The sequence below is a fragment of the Helicobacter sp. MIT 99-5507 genome, assembly GCF_003364295.1.
GTDB lineage: Bacteria > Campylobacterota > Campylobacteria > Campylobacterales > Helicobacteraceae > NHYM01.
Map to the genome: position 1 here is coordinate 168,275 of NZ_NXLO01000001.1, position 14,350 is coordinate 182,624.

Here is a 14,350-nt window from a genome sequence, read left to right on the forward strand (position 1 = left end):
TTTATAGAAAGCTCTCATAAACCTTAGAATCTAAAGTAATGAGTTTGTTTATCTCATCTAATCCATATTCTTCTAGCAATGTTTTACCATATAAGGGATTTCTACCAAGTCCAAAAGATTCTACTTTAAAGCCAATAGAATCTAATATCAATGGTGTTATATCAAAATGGCTTAATTTGCGATTTATCAATAAATCTTTTGATGGAGTTGTGCTAAATTTTGCATTGATGAAGGCATTATAAATATTTCTATTTTTATAGTTATAAGAAAAAGCACTTAAATGATCACCAAGTATAATAATAGTCGTATCATTGTAAAAATCTTGCTTTTTTACCCATGATATAAAATCATTTATGATTTTATCGCTACATTTTATTGCATCTGTTAGGTTATTATCTAAATTTCCACAATATTGCTTATCTGTAAATCCACCTGGATAATGTGTATCAACTGTTGGTATATATAAAACAAATGGTTTATTTGATTTATAATCTTTTAGATATTGTTTTGCAAATTTGAATATTAAAGAATCTTTTATTCCCCAATATCCATATTTTATTTCCCCATATTTTTTAAAATATCCTTCATCTAAAATATCAATATTATGCGAAGCAAAGAAATATTTTGAACCAGCAAAACTGCTCTCATAACCAATAAAAGCCATTTGATTGTAATTATTTTGTTTTAATATATCGCTAATACATGTAAGATGTGGGAGGAATTCTGTCCTATTTATATATCTATCTCCAAAAATAACACTAGAATCTATTGGCAAACTAAGAGGCACTCCACATAAATATGAAATAGTCCCTGCAATAGTCCAACTAGTATTATTTACTTGATAGATTCCGCCAAAATTTTTATTATTGCTAAAATAAATATTTTTTAGTGCTATATTGTATAAGTTTGGAATAAGATTTTTCTCTCCTTTTGCCCTTTCCCATTCATCTGCATAAGTAGATTCCATAGATTCTGCTAGTATTAATATTAGGTTTCTAGGTTTGTTTGATTGTAAATCTGATGGAATCTTATAATGTTGCTCATATAACAAACTATATTCTTTAGTAAAAAATCCAATAGTATTAAAATGTTTATTAACACAATATAGTGCAAGTATGCAAAATATATAAGCATAATATTTTTTGATTTCTTTTATGTGCGAGGATATTTTGTATATCATATATATAATCATTCCAAGCACTAATATAAAAATTGTAAGTTTTATTAGATATGAAAATATAAAATCATCACTAAATAAAAATGATTTATAATAGATAACTTCTATTGTTTTAAACATAGCTATAATATTATCAAAGCCAAATATGATTATTGTAATACTAAGGATAATGCATAGGATAATTGTTGGAGTAAAAAAGTAGATAGAACAAATTAATACAAAAATGCTAGGAAGCAAACAATATAGTATAAATCTCTTATAAAATATAGGATTTATACCATCAAGTGGCATCGTAAGATGAAAGATGATAGCATTTAGTGTTGCGTTATTATGATAAGTCTCAACAACCCAAAAAGTAATAAATATTAAAAATATTGAAATAAAAATACTAAAATAGCTAAAAAACTTATTGTATTTCATCAAGTATTGAAATGATAAATGCCGCACTTCTTTTAGCAGAATCTACTAAAAATTCATCAAAACTAATATCTGCATTATCATCAGCACTATCACTAATTGCCCTAATAATACAAAATGGTATATTTAATAAACTAGATACTACAGCAATGCTAGCACCTTCCATCTCAACAGCACAAGCATTAAATTTATCAATAATCCATTGCTTTTTTGTAGCACTTGAAATAAAACTATCACCCGATGCAATAATTCCATATTTTAATTTTATATTTTGTTTAATTGCAGCTTTTTTTGCTATTTCATTTAGGTTGCTATCTGTATCAATATATAGCTTGCTTTCTGGTATAAAACCAAGTGGATGCCCAAATGCAGATATATCAACATCATATTGACAAAGTGAGCTAGCAAGGACAATATCACCAACTTTCAAATCACTACTTAAACCACCTGCTACGCCAGTAAAGATTATATAATCAGCATGAAAATGCAATGCAATAGTAGAGCAGGTTAGTGCAGCGTGTATTTTGCCTATTTTGCTATATGCAATTACGATATTGTAATTTTTATATGTAGTTGTATAAAATGAATTACCACCAATTTTAATTTCTTCATATTTTTTAAAAAAATCTAATAGCGGGGTAATTTCCTCTCTCATTGCACCAATAATACCTATTGTTTTCATTAAATTTTCCTTATTTATTTATCTCATTTATTGTAGATTCTAAACTAGCATTATTTGATATGCAATAAGTTGGCTTAGAACTTAGCCGCTTATTTAATCCTTTTAATACATTTCCATGCCCAAATTCAATAAAGCAGTCAATTCTATTTTCATTTTTTATTATTGATTGTTTATAAAATACAGGCTTTGTAAGCTGCATTGTAAGCAAATCAAGAGCTTTATTTTTTGTATTATAAGATTCTATCGTTGCATTTGAGATTATTTCAAATTTAAAGCAATCTAGCAAATAGCTATTTAATACTTCTCTAAATTCATCTATTATGCTATCAAGCAAAGGGCAATGACTTGCAATAGACATAGGAAGCATAACAAATCTTTTTGCACCTAATTTTTTAATATCTTCTTCTATGTTATTTAAGGCACTCTTAGAACCTGCTAATACTATTTGCCCACTACCATTATAATTTGCACACCAAATATCATTTTTATTTTTACAAAAATCTTCTACTATTTCATCTTCTAAGCCAATTATTACTGCCATGCCAGCATCAAGATTGTTGCAGGCTTGTTGCATGAGCTGACCTCTTGCATAGACAAGTTTTATAGCATTTTCAAATGATAGGCTGCCTGAAATTACATTAGCTGTTATTTCACCTAAAGAATGCCCAAGTGCAAATTCTGGAGTGATATCACTTTGCTTACTAAAAAGCATATATGATATATAGCTTACTAATAAGATTGCTGGCTGTGTGAATTGAGTTTTGTTTATATTTTCATTTTCATTAAAGAGTAAATCTTTCATATCTACTTTTAATACACTGCTAGCAGTATCAAATAATTCTTTTGCTACATCATAGCTATCATAAAATTCTTTACCCATACCAATTGATTGGCTACCTTGACCAGGAAATAAAAAAGCAACTTTCATATATTTGCCTTTAATGTTTGCATCCACATTTACCATTGCTTTGATGATGTTCTCCACCACAGCAACTATCCCCGCCACCACAACATGAATGTGAATATTTAATAACTTCATCTTCTGATGGTTCATTGCTAGATAATATTTCAACATCAAATATTAATGTTTTACCTGCTAAAGGGTGATTATAATCAATCATTACACTTGTCTCGCCGATTTCATCTACTATTACTTGGACACTTTGCCCATCATCACTTTGTCCAAAAAGTGTCATCCCTTTTTTTAAATCTATACCTTGAAATTGTTCTTTTGGCACTTCTTGTAAAAAATCTGGATTTTTTATACCATATGCATCCTGTGGTGCAATCTCAACTTGAAATTTATTACCTATATCTTTTCCTATCAATGCTTTTTCTAAACCAGGGATTATTTGATTTTGTCCTAATAAAAATGTTAGAGGTTTATTTTCAATATCACTAGAATCTAGCACTTCACCATTTTCTTTATTTGTAACTTTATAATTAATAGATACTAAATGACCATTTTCAACTTTACTCATATTGCTCCTTTATATTAATTTGATATATATTTTTTTGCTTCTTTTGCCTCTATACTATCTGGAAAAAGATTTATTACAGCATTGTAAAATTTATTTGCATTATTTTTGTCATTTAACACTCTAAAAGAATTAGCACTATTTAATAACAATCTAGGCATATATTTAGCTTTATCATCTATAGTAGCACTTTCTTTATAATAATAAATAGCATCTTTATATCTATTTTGTTCATATGCAATATTGCCAAGCATATAATTAGATTCTGCACTCTTATAATCAATCTCTATAAACCATTTATATCTTGCAATAGCTTCATTGAATTTTTTTGCATAAGTAAGACTTCTAGCCTCTTTAAAAATATCACTTCTTCTTGTGATATCTTTATTAAACAAAGATTCTTCTTTGTTATCTGTAATATCTCTAGAATCTTTTGCTGCAATAGTGCTATTATTATCTAGTATATCTTTAATGACACTTGAATTTTCTTGTTGAGAATTTTCTTTTTGTGCTTGCTCATTTTTTTGATTGATTTCATTTGTTATTAATTCTTGGATTTGTTTTAGATGCACATCTATGCTGTCTTTTAAAGCTTGTATATTATTTTTATTATTTTCAATTTCTTCTTTTAATTTATTAAAATTTTCTTCTGTTACTTTGGATTCTTGTGGTATTTGATTTGATATAGAATTTAGTTTATCATTTACATCTTTTATATTTATACCATACCCTTCATATATACTTTTTAAGCCCTCAAGTGAAGTTTCTAATTGCTTAACTCTATTTTCTAAAGTAAAGATTCTATCTAGTTGCTGATTATTTGTATTTTTTAACTCTTCAACTTCTTTTTTTGTAACACTACTTTGCATTTCAAATACTGATGGTTCATTTGCAAAAACAAGATCAGCTAATAATATAAAAATAAATATAAATTTCACGGGTAAAAAACATCTTTCTTTGTGGGATTTGTGGAATACTGCAAAATGCAGTTATTAGACTAAATAGAAGAATTATAATTCTTCTATTTAATATAGAATCAATCTATAGAAACAAAATCAACTCTTCTATTTTCTTGCCAGCATTCTTTAGTTTTATCTAAGCATACAGGCTTACTTTCACCATAGCTTACTAATTTTATACTTTCAGCTGCTACACCATTGCTAATAAGTGCATCTCTTGCAGCTGAAGCTCTTTTTAAAGCAAGTGCAAAATTATATTCATCATTTCCCCATTCATCAGTATTACCTTCTACTCTTACTTCTCTATATCTATTATTGTTAATATCTTGAGCATTTGATTTTACTATAGATATATTTTCACCATCTATGCTAAACTTGTCAAATTTGAAATAAATAGATTTTAAATTGTTATTTCCACGATTTGTATTTGCAGAATCTATATTTGTATCTGTTGTATCACCAGACATTGTGCTATTACCATTTAATGTGTCATTATTTGTATTGTTTGCATCGCTTGTTGTTTCACTACTAGTAGCATTTTGATCAGGTTGTACGTCTGATTTATCTGAACATCCAGCAATGATAAAAGCTAAAACTAATGAGCCTATAATAAATACTCTTTTCACCTTATTCTCCTATGTTATATTTTTAAGATTAAATGTTAAATTCTAGCTAAATATATAAGTGCTGTCAATATATAAACTACCAATCTATAGCTTGTATTTTTTCATTTGGTAGCGGAAATAGATAGCTTTTATTGTAATCCAATCTTATGATTCCAAGCGAGCTTTCTTCATTTGTATTTTTTATAAACATTATACTTCCTCCATCTCTTGAGAATCTTGGCATTTGATTGATTCCGCTTGCTGTTAATCTTCTTATGTAATCACTTTTTGTTGATATTAAATATAGATTAAATATATTACTACCAAATTCATTTTCACTCTCTCTGCTTGAATAAACAACATATTCATTATATGCACTTGCAGAGCTATTATTTCTACCATGATATACCATTTGATTTATCAATTTTGTAGATAAATCTAGTGAAAATATATTTGGATAGCCAGATCTATCAGAAATAAACATAATGCTTTTTTCATTATTGATAAAATTTGCTCCTACATCAATACCGCTATAATTTGTAAGACGTTGTATATTATTACTTTTTACATCATACATATATACATCTGGTTGATTATTTGGGGACATGCTTAATAAAACTTTACTTCCATCTTGACTTACATCTGATGCGATCAATATACCATCACTTGATAGCAATTTTTCCATTTTTCCTGTATATATGTTGTATCTTATTAGAGTTGGAGAATCTAAATATTTTGTAAAATAAATACTATCTTGCTCTTTGTTTGCCCATTTAGGAAAAATATTTAATCCATCGCGAATTATTGTATTTTGAAATGTTAGAGTATAGTCTGCAATAACTATATGGCTTTCTTTTGATTGTGTGTATTTTGCAAAAACAACAAATCTATTCATCCAATCAATAGAAGGTGCTTTTATATAGTCATTAATGTCTATTGCCATTTTATGTGATAAAAAAGGATATCTAGAATCTTGATTAACCGTGTATTGTTTTGATAATACTACTTGTTTTATATTTATATCATATACAATTAGTGTAGCCATAATTTCATTATTATTCATAGAACCTTTTACATGTGCAACAAGATTGATATTATTTTGTGCTTGTTTTTCATAATTGATATCTTTATCTCCATTGTTATTTTCTAATACATTAAAATGTCCGCTAACTTTTAAGTCCGCAACAAGCATTTTATAAATCTTACTACCAATTAATACATCATTTTTATCTGTATTTAGATTCTCAACCATTATAATTGGTAACTTAGTAGTGTCTTTGATAATCTCAATAGTCGCATCTGCAGCAAAAATATTGACTACAAAAATAAAATAAATAAAAATTTTTCTTATCATTAATTCTCCTTTTTATTTCTAAAAATTACTTCTAATTTATCAAAATTAATGCCATCTAAAGTTGGAAATTTTACATCTTTTAATTGTTCTAAAGATTCTAATAATTCTTTATCAAAAGTAGCATTATTGGATGATTTTTTGATAGTATAACTAAAATCTCCATTTTTACTAATTTTGATAATTACAATAGATGACAACACTTTATCAAAACCACTTTTTATATTCCAATTTGAATATAAAAGCTCTGCAAGTTTATTGCAATAGTCTTTATAAGTATCGCAAAATTGACTTGCATTAGTATCTTCTATAGATATATTTTGATTTAAGTTTTGTATGCTTTGAGAAAGACTTTGTGTAGATTGTAGAATCTTATTTAGCTGTTCGTTTCTATCTGCATTTTCTTCACTTTTTTTATTTAGTGCAATTTTATCTCTATTATCAGTTATGTTATCTTGTGTTTTTTTATTTGGATTTGTAGTATCAATTTTTTCAAATAAATCCCCAGCACCAAGACCTGCAATAGGTGATTTTGAGCCACTTTCTTTGTCATTTGATTTATTGTTGTTGGAATCTTTTGATAAATTTTTTTCTTCTATATTTTTTGAATTTTTTTCTAAAATCTCATTTACTAAATCAATCTCTATACTACTAATCTTGCTTGAATTGTTTATTGATAAATCTAGTTTCTTATTTATTTGAAATAAAAATATAAGAAAAACTATCATTAAGATATATACAAATATAGCAAATATGCCACTTAATATAAAATATATATTATCTATAAAACTATTTAAAATATTTGCTTTGAAACCTGTATGTTTTCTATCCATTTGTTATCAAAGATGCCTTTAGGAATCCTGCTTCTTTTATCGTTTTTAATACAAAAATAACATCCCCATATACGATACCTTCATCAGCTCTTATTCTTACTTCTGTATCTTTGTCGTATTTATTTGCAAACAAATTAAAATTATCTGTAAAGTTTGTGTATGAATAGATGGAATCTTTAATATAAATATTTTTTTTCTTATCAATTCTAATTTCAATTATAGACTCATCTAGCACTTTTTGTGTTTTTGAACCTTTTGCTAGTGTGATGTCTTCTTTGTAATTTATTGTCGGAACTGTAACCATTAATATAGCAAGAAGCACAAGCATGATATCAACTAATGGAGTTATATTTAAATCTGGATTATCATCCCAATTAAAACTACTATTTTCCAAAAATATACCTTATTTTAATGTAATCTTAGAATCTATACTCTGAGAATCTACATTTTTAGAATCTGTATTTTTAGTGCTTACAATAATATTAATTTGCATATCCAAATAAGTGGTAAATTCATAAGCTTTTCTTCTTAAGAGTATATAAAATGAATACGCTGGGATAGCAGTTAAAATACCAAATGCTGTTGCAACAAGTGCCTTTGAAATGATTGGTGCAATAACATCAAATGATATTTTTCCATCTCCACCTAGATGGTAAAAAGCCTGCAATATTTCAATAACAGTGCCAAATAATCCTATAAATGGTGCTGTTGATGAAATAACACTTAGCATTGATAATCCAGCAGTAGCTTTTTTAACTGCTTCTAATTTATAAACATTAAGCACTTCGACATTTATATATTTTTTAGAATCTAAAATCGAAAAAAAAATAGATTTTCTAATTGGTAAATGATTGCTATAAAGTAACTCTAAAGTATTTTTTTCTAGGGCTATAATATTACTTAATTTAAAGAATCTCCATAAAAAAATCCAAATATTTGCTATAAAATATATAGACAACCATATCAATACAAACCAAGTGATAGCACCTATATCAGAAACAAAACTACTCAATTTATATCCTATAACATATTTTTTGCATCAGTTTCTATTTTATACACTATATGTGCAAGCGATACTTTATCTGATGTAGCATCCTCTAGTAAAGCTTTAGCATTTTCTATTGCTTTAGATACTTCACTATCATTATCCCCAGTAATTGCAATAGCTCCATTTGCCAAAATATCAACACTACTTGCATTTACTTTTACATATCCCCAATTTATAGCAATTAGTTCATTTTTATCATCTTTGTGTATTTCAATAATACCAGCTCTAAGTAAAGACAAACAATCGCAGTGACCAGGAAGAACACCAAAATCACCTTCAATACCAGGTAAATCTACACCTTTTACATAACCATCAAAAATCTCACCATAAGGGGTAACAATGGATAGTTTTATATTATTTGTTTCCATTATAACTACCTTTATTTTAATTTTTTAGCTTTCTCTAATACCTCTTGTATATTACCAACCATATAGAATGCACCTTCTGGAATATCATCATATTTACCTTCTAAGATTCCCTCAAAGCCTTCTATAGTCTCTTCTAGTGTTACATATTTTCCTGGGCTACCAGTAAATACCTCTGCAACAAAGAATGGTTGAGATAAGAATCTTTCCATTTTTCTTGCTCTGCTAACAGTTCTTTTATCTTCTTCAGATAATTCATCCATACCAAGCAATGCAATAATATCTTGTAAATCTTTATATTTTTGTAATACTTGTTGAACCCCAATTGCAACTTTATGATGTCTTTCACCAACAATATGCGGATCAAGGATTCTAGATGATGAGCCAAGTGGATCAACAGCTGGATAAATAGCCTTTTCAGCAATCTTTCTATCTAAAACAGTAGTTGCATCTAAATGTGCGAAAACAGAAGCAGGAGCTGGATCTGTTAAGTCATCTGCTGGCACATATACGGCTTGCACTGATGTAATTGAACCTTTTTTTGTAGATGTAATTCTTTCTTGTAATTTACCCATTTCAGTTGCAAGTGTTGGTTGATAACCAACAGCAGATGGAATCCTTCCTAAAAGAGCTGACATTTCAGCACCTGATTGAGCAAATCTAAAGATATTATCAATAAACATCAAAACATCAAGACCCTTTTCATCTCTAAAATATTCAGCCATTGTAAGACCAGTAAAAGCGATTCTATTTCTTGCTCCTGGTGGCTCATTCATCTGTCCATAACATAAAGCAACTTTATCTAAAACTCCACTTTCTTTCATTTCATTATATAAGTCATTACCTTCTCTTGTTCTCTCACCAACACCAGCAAAGATTGAATATCCACTATGCTTATATGCAACATTATGAATGAGTTCCATAATAATAACGGTCTTACCAACACCAGCACCACCAAATAAGCCTACTTTACCACCTTTTGAATATGGTGCTAATAAATCAACAACTTTTATTCCAGTCTCAAACATTTCTGTTTTTGTGCTTTGTTCTTCAAATACTGGTGCATCTCTATGTATTGGGAGAGTTGTATCCCTTTTTAGTGGTTCTCCTCCATCAATAACATCACCTATAACATTTAAGATTCTACCAAGGACTTCTTCACCAACTGGGACTTCTATCATTGTCCCACGAGCTTTTACTTCTTGTCCTCTTTTAAGACCTTCTGTCATATCCATAGCAATAGTTCTAACTCTATTATCACCTAAGTGAGCAGCGACTTCTAATACTAATTTTTTTTCTTCACCATCAAGTGTATAATTTACATCTATGGCTTCATAGATTTTTGGTAAGTATCCATCAAAATCAACATCAACAACAGGACCCATTACCTGTGAAATTACTCCATTTAAATTCATATATACTCCTTTTACTTCATTGCTTCTACACCAGCATTGATTTCAACTAACTCTGTAGTAATCGCAGCTTGTCTTGCTTTATTAAGTTTTATTGTTAATTCTTTTACTAATTCCGATGCATTTTTTGTTGCTGTATCCATAGCTTGCATTCTAGAGCTTAACTCTGCTGCTAAGGAATCAATTAGTGCATAAAACATATTATAGTTAATATATTGTTTTGCTAGCTCTTCTAATATGCTTTTTTCACTATCACTTGGTTCTATTAAAATTTCACCATTATTATTTTGTTCTTTAGATACTTCATTTAAATCTATGCAAAATGGCAGAATCTCACTTATTCTAATTTCTTGAGTAAGCATATTTTTAAATCCATTATGAACAACAATAACTTTATCTGTCATACCATTCATATAATCTTCTACAGCTTTCATCACGAATTCTGAAGCACCTTCATCAGTTGGATTTGATGATAATGTTAATGATTGGTCATATAATTCAATTTCATTAAATTTAAAATATCTAATACCAGTTTTACCAATACCTCTTAATCTTATTTTTACATCTTCACTTTTGTATTGATTCACAAGTTTCATAACTGCTTTAATTGTATTAGAATTAAATCCGCCACACAAACCTTTATCAGATGTAACAAAAATAATATCAACTTTTTTTACTTTTCTTTCTTTATCTACAAATAAAATATCATTTTTTTCAAACATATTTCCATTAGACAAAGTTTTATTGATAATTTCATTAAATACTTCATTTAATTTTTTTGAATATACTTCACTTCTTTTAGCCGCTTCTATAGCTTTTTTTAGTTTAGAATTAGCTACCAATTTCATAGCCCTTGTAGTTTTCTGGACATTTTTAATACCAGAAATTTTTTTTCTAATATCTTTTAAACTATTACCCATAATTAAGCCTTACTATATTGAAAAAACACTTAAGAATTCTTCTAATGCTTGTTTTAATAATGCTTCTAAACTAGAATCTATAGCTTTTTTTGTACTTAATGTTTCAAATATATTTGGATATTTTGCCTCTATAAATGGATATAAATCTCCTTCAAATTTAGTAATTTTATTTACTGGAATGCTATCTAAATATCCTTTTGTACCTGCAAATATAATAACAATTTGTTTTTCTACAGATAAAGGAGAGTAGGGAGGTTGTTTTAATACTTCAACCATTCTTTGACCTCTATCTAGTTGCTTTCTGCTACCTTCATCTAAATCTGATGCAAATTGTGAAAATGCTTGTAACTCCCTAAATTGTGCTAGATCGAGCCTTAATGTTCCAGATACTTGTTTCATAGCTTTTATTTGAGCTGCACCACCAACTCTAGATACTGATAAACCAACATTAATAGCAGGTTTTATGCCAGAGTAGAATAAATCTGTTTCTAGGAATATTTGACCATCTGTAATTGAAATAACATTTGTTGGAATATATGCAGCAACATCTCCAGCTTGTGTTTCGATAATTGGCAATGCAGTAAGTGAGCCAGCGCCTAAATCATCGCTTAGCTTAGCTGCTCTCTCTAATAATCTTGAATGTAGATAAAATACATCACCAGGGAATGCTTCTCGTCCTGGAGGTCTTCGTAAAATTAAAGACATCTCTCTATAAGAGACAGCATGCTTGCTTAAATCATCATATACTATTAGTGCATGTCTTGAATTATCTCTAAAATATTCACCCATAGTCACACCAACATAAGGAGCTAAAAACTGCATAGTAGCAGAATCTGATGCTGAAGCATTTACTATTATTGTGTATTCCATAGCATTATGCTCTTCTAATCTTCTAACAACTTGTGCTACTGTAGATTCTTTTTGTCCTATTGCAACATATATACAAATTACATCTTGTCCTTTTTGATTGATTATTGTATCGACAGCTACTGTTGTTTTACCAGTTTGTCTATCACCAATAATCAACTCTCTTTGTCCTCTACCAATTGGAACTAAAGCATCGATTGCTTTAATACCAGTTTGCAATGGCTCATGAACTGATTTTCTAGACATAATACCTGGAGCTTTAACTTCAATAAATCTATATTCTTTAGATTCAATAGCACCTTTTCCATCGATTGGCTCACCTAGTGCATTTACAACTCTACCAACTATTGCATCACCAACAGGCACACTCATAAGGCTACCTAATCTTTTTACAGAAACACCTTCTTTTATATCTTTGCCGCCACCAAGTATAACAACACCAACGCTGCTATCTTCAAGATTTAAAGCAAGCCCTTTATCACCAGTTTCAAATTCGACCATTTCATAATACATTACATTTTTTAGCCCATAAACTCTTGCAACACCATCTGCATAGCCAATAACGGTTCCAACTTCATTGATATCAATTTTTAACTCAAAATCATCAATTCTTTGTTTGATAATTGAACTTATTTCATCTACCTGAACTTTCATTCTTTTTACTCCTTACTTAAATTAAAATGCTTTTAAAATGTGTTTTTTTAGATTACTTGAAAATCTATATTTTAAAAATGAAGTTTCCACGCTAATGCCATCTACAAATAGCTTGATACCTTCTATTTCCATATATTTTGTTGTTACATATAGTGAAACTCCAAGTTTTTCGCTTAGCTCTTTTTTGATATGTTCTTGTTCCTTAGAATCTATATCAAATGATGATTGTATGACAAGTTCATATTCATTATTGCTAGAATTGATGGATTTTTTTAATTCATCATATATAAATGGAATTTCATTTAGTCTATTTTTTTGATTTAAAAGTTTAATAAAATTGATGATTTTTTCATCTTTTGTTTCTATCATAGAGAGAATAAAAGATTCTTTTTTATTTTTTTTAATTGTTGGAGAATTGATAATATAATTGAATTTTTCACTCATAAAACAATCATTTAGAGTTTTAAAAATTTCTAATGCACTTTTAGCTTTTTTTAGACCAATTGAATCGATTAATGCTTTTGTATATTTTTTTGATACTATCGATGTCATTATGCAATCCTTTTTAATAATATATCAATATAATCTTTTTTATTCAGTGTTATATTATTATTTGATAATAGCTCATTGATAATATCATCTATCACAGCATTTTTCATTCTTTTTTGTTCAAAATTAATTCTCTCTTTATGATTTTTATTCATAGTTTCTATATCATTTTTACATTGTTCATTTATATGATTTACTATAATTTCAGCTTCTTTTTTTGCATTTTCTATTATTTCTTTTGCATTTTGTTTAGATTTTTCTAATGCTTTTAGTGCTTCTTCTTTTTTCATTTGAGATTGACTAAGTCTATCTTGAACAGCATCTAATTGATTAGCGATATTATTTTGTCTATTTTGTAGAGCCATCTTTATTTTATTTGCAGCAAAATACCACAAAATAACTACAAATATAACAAAATTTATAGTCCTCTCAATAATATCACTTTCTGCGATATTTACTTCTGATGCCATCAAGGATATAGGTAATAAAAATAAATACAATAATTTCATACTAACCCTTTTATTATTTAGATTGCATTTGTTTTAATTTTGCACTTAAACTATTTTTGAATTCTGCCATTTGAAGTGTGAGTGCTTCTCTTAGCTCATTTTTTTCTTCTTTTAGTGAATCTATGAAAGATGCAAGTTCTTTTTCATTTTTTGATTTTATCTCATCAATATTTTTTTCATATTTATCTTTTGCCTGTAATTGTGCTTGCTCTTTAATCGCAGCAGCCTCTTTTTTTGCATTTTCCAAAATGGCATTGATTTGACTTTTTATCTCTACAATCTCACTATCATTGCTACTACTACTTTCTAAATCATCTTTAATCATTTTATCTCTTGCATCCATAAACTCTAATATAGGTTTATAAAGCCATCGATTAAGTAAAAATATACATAATATAAATAAACAAAATACAAGTAGCATGAGCTCTATATTTAATCCAATATTCATAAACTCTCCTAATTCAACTTTAAATACTTTAAGCAAAACCTAACAAAATATAATATTAACAAAATTACATATGATT

General features: G+C 28.1%; 17 protein-coding genes. All 17 read right to left on the minus strand.

What is annotated here, in order from left to right; genetic code table 11:
- Position 1 precedes the first annotated feature (1 nt).
- On the minus strand, positions 2-1,624 hold the full coding sequence (locus CQA42_RS00890; protein WP_147289244.1) for an LTA synthase family protein: 1,623 nt from the start codon (positions 1,622-1,624) through the stop codon (positions 2-4).
- The gene (locus CQA42_RS00895; RefSeq protein ID WP_115582816.1) at positions 1,584-2,276 is read right to left on the minus strand and encodes a 5'-methylthioadenosine/adenosylhomocysteine nucleosidase; all 693 of its coding nucleotides are present in this window, start codon (positions 2,274-2,276) and stop codon (positions 1,584-1,586) included. Before CQA42_RS00895 ends, CQA42_RS00890 begins: the two co-directional genes overlap by 41 nt.
- A gap of 10 nt (positions 2,277-2,286) precedes the next feature.
- On the minus strand, positions 2,287-3,204 hold the full coding sequence (fabD, locus tag CQA42_RS00900; protein ID WP_115583115.1) for an ACP S-malonyltransferase: 918 nt from the start codon (positions 3,202-3,204) through the stop codon (positions 2,287-2,289).
- 10 nt (positions 3,205-3,214) lie between these two features.
- The gene (locus tag CQA42_RS00905) at positions 3,215-3,757 is read right to left on the minus strand and encodes a peptidylprolyl isomerase (protein WP_115582817.1); all 543 of its coding nucleotides are present in this window, start codon (positions 3,755-3,757) and stop codon (positions 3,215-3,217) included.
- A gap of 14 nt (positions 3,758-3,771) precedes the next feature.
- Positions 3,772-4,692 carry a tol-pal system YbgF family protein gene (locus CQA42_RS00910; RefSeq protein WP_115582818.1) on the minus strand — a complete coding sequence of 307 codons (921 nt, stop codon included), beginning with the start codon at positions 4,690-4,692 and terminating at the stop codon, positions 3,772-3,774.
- Positions 4,693-4,790: 98 nt separating this feature from the next.
- Complete coding sequence (locus CQA42_RS00915) at positions 4,791-5,339, minus strand: OmpA family protein (RefSeq protein WP_115582819.1); 549 nt, start codon at positions 5,337-5,339, stop codon at positions 4,791-4,793.
- A gap of 76 nt (positions 5,340-5,415) precedes the next feature.
- A complete protein-coding gene (gene tolB / locus CQA42_RS00920) occupies positions 5,416-6,672 on the minus strand; it encodes a Tol-Pal system protein TolB (protein ID WP_115582820.1) in 1,257 nt (418 codons plus the stop codon).
- The gene (locus CQA42_RS00925) at positions 6,672-7,502 is read right to left on the minus strand and encodes an energy transducer TonB (protein WP_115582821.1); all 831 of its coding nucleotides are present in this window, start codon (positions 7,500-7,502) and stop codon (positions 6,672-6,674) included. Before CQA42_RS00925 ends, tolB begins: the two co-directional genes overlap by 1 nt.
- A complete protein-coding gene (locus CQA42_RS00930) occupies positions 7,495-7,896 on the minus strand; it encodes a biopolymer transporter ExbD (RefSeq protein WP_115582822.1) in 402 nt (133 codons plus the stop codon). Before CQA42_RS00930 ends, CQA42_RS00925 begins: the two co-directional genes overlap by 8 nt.
- Before the next feature lie 9 nt (positions 7,897-7,905).
- Complete coding sequence (locus tag CQA42_RS00935; protein WP_115582823.1) at positions 7,906-8,514, minus strand: MotA/TolQ/ExbB proton channel family protein; 609 nt, start codon at positions 8,512-8,514, stop codon at positions 7,906-7,908.
- A gap of 8 nt (positions 8,515-8,522) precedes the next feature.
- Positions 8,523-8,918, minus strand: a complete 396-nt coding sequence (gene atpC, locus CQA42_RS00940; protein WP_115582824.1) for an ATP synthase F1 subunit epsilon — start codon at positions 8,916-8,918, stop codon at positions 8,523-8,525.
- A gap of 11 nt (positions 8,919-8,929) precedes the next feature.
- Positions 8,930-10,330 (minus strand): F0F1 ATP synthase subunit beta, encoded by a 1,401-nt coding sequence (atpD, locus tag CQA42_RS00945; protein WP_115582825.1) that lies wholly within the window; start codon positions 10,328-10,330, stop codon positions 8,930-8,932.
- A gap of 11 nt (positions 10,331-10,341) precedes the next feature.
- The gene (atpG, locus tag CQA42_RS00950) at positions 10,342-11,247 is read right to left on the minus strand and encodes an ATP synthase F1 subunit gamma (RefSeq protein WP_115582826.1); all 906 of its coding nucleotides are present in this window, start codon (positions 11,245-11,247) and stop codon (positions 10,342-10,344) included.
- 12 nt (positions 11,248-11,259) lie between these two features.
- The gene (atpA, locus tag CQA42_RS00955) at positions 11,260-12,768 is read right to left on the minus strand and encodes a F0F1 ATP synthase subunit alpha (protein WP_115582827.1); all 1,509 of its coding nucleotides are present in this window, start codon (positions 12,766-12,768) and stop codon (positions 11,260-11,262) included.
- Between the two features lie 21 nt (positions 12,769-12,789).
- On the minus strand, positions 12,790-13,320 hold the full coding sequence (locus CQA42_RS00960; protein ID WP_115582828.1) for a F0F1 ATP synthase subunit delta: 531 nt from the start codon (positions 13,318-13,320) through the stop codon (positions 12,790-12,792).
- The gene (locus CQA42_RS00965; RefSeq protein WP_115582829.1) at positions 13,320-13,826 is read right to left on the minus strand and encodes a F0F1 ATP synthase subunit B; all 507 of its coding nucleotides are present in this window, start codon (positions 13,824-13,826) and stop codon (positions 13,320-13,322) included. The genes CQA42_RS00960 and CQA42_RS00965 overlap by 1 nt, the downstream gene beginning before the upstream one ends.
- A gap of 13 nt (positions 13,827-13,839) precedes the next feature.
- Complete coding sequence (locus CQA42_RS00970; protein WP_115582830.1) at positions 13,840-14,274, minus strand: F0F1 ATP synthase subunit B'; 435 nt, start codon at positions 14,272-14,274, stop codon at positions 13,840-13,842.
- Positions 14,275-14,350 lie beyond the last annotated feature (76 nt).

Bases quoted from the DNA above. Each gene is read 5' to 3' on its own strand.
- CQA42_RS00895 (WP_115582816.1), bottom strand. From the start codon at position 2,276: ATGAAAACAATAGGTATTATTGGTGCAATGAGAGAGGAAATTACCCCG.
- fabD (WP_115583115.1), bottom strand. From the start codon at position 3,204: ATGAAAGTTGCTTTTTTATTTCCTGGTCAAGGTAGCCAATCAATTGGT.
- CQA42_RS00905 (WP_115582817.1), bottom strand. From the start codon at position 3,757: ATGAGTAAAGTTGAAAATGGTCATTTAGTATCTATTAATTATAAAGTT.
- tolB (WP_115582820.1), bottom strand. From the start codon at position 6,672: ATGATAAGAAAAATTTTTATTTATTTTATTTTTGTAGTCAATATTTTT.
- CQA42_RS00925 (WP_115582821.1), bottom strand. From the start codon at position 7,502: ATGGATAGAAAACATACAGGTTTCAAAGCAAATATTTTAAATAGTTTT.
- atpC (WP_115582824.1), bottom strand. From the start codon at position 8,918: ATGGAAACAAATAATATAAAACTATCCATTGTTACCCCTTATGGTGAG.
- atpD (WP_115582825.1), bottom strand. From the start codon at position 10,330: ATGAATTTAAATGGAGTAATTTCACAGGTAATGGGTCCTGTTGTTGAT.
- atpG (WP_115582826.1), bottom strand. From the start codon at position 11,247: ATGGGTAATAGTTTAAAAGATATTAGAAAAAAAATTTCTGGTATTAAA.
- atpA (WP_115582827.1), bottom strand. From the start codon at position 12,768: ATGAAAGTTCAGGTAGATGAAATAAGTTCAATTATCAAACAAAGAATT.
- CQA42_RS00960 (WP_115582828.1), bottom strand. From the start codon at position 13,320: ATGACATCGATAGTATCAAAAAAATATACAAAAGCATTAATCGATTCA.
- CQA42_RS00965 (WP_115582829.1), bottom strand. From the start codon at position 13,826: ATGAAATTATTGTATTTATTTTTATTACCTATATCCTTGATGGCATCA.
- CQA42_RS00970 (WP_115582830.1), bottom strand. From the start codon at position 14,274: ATGAATATTGGATTAAATATAGAGCTCATGCTACTTGTATTTTGTTTA.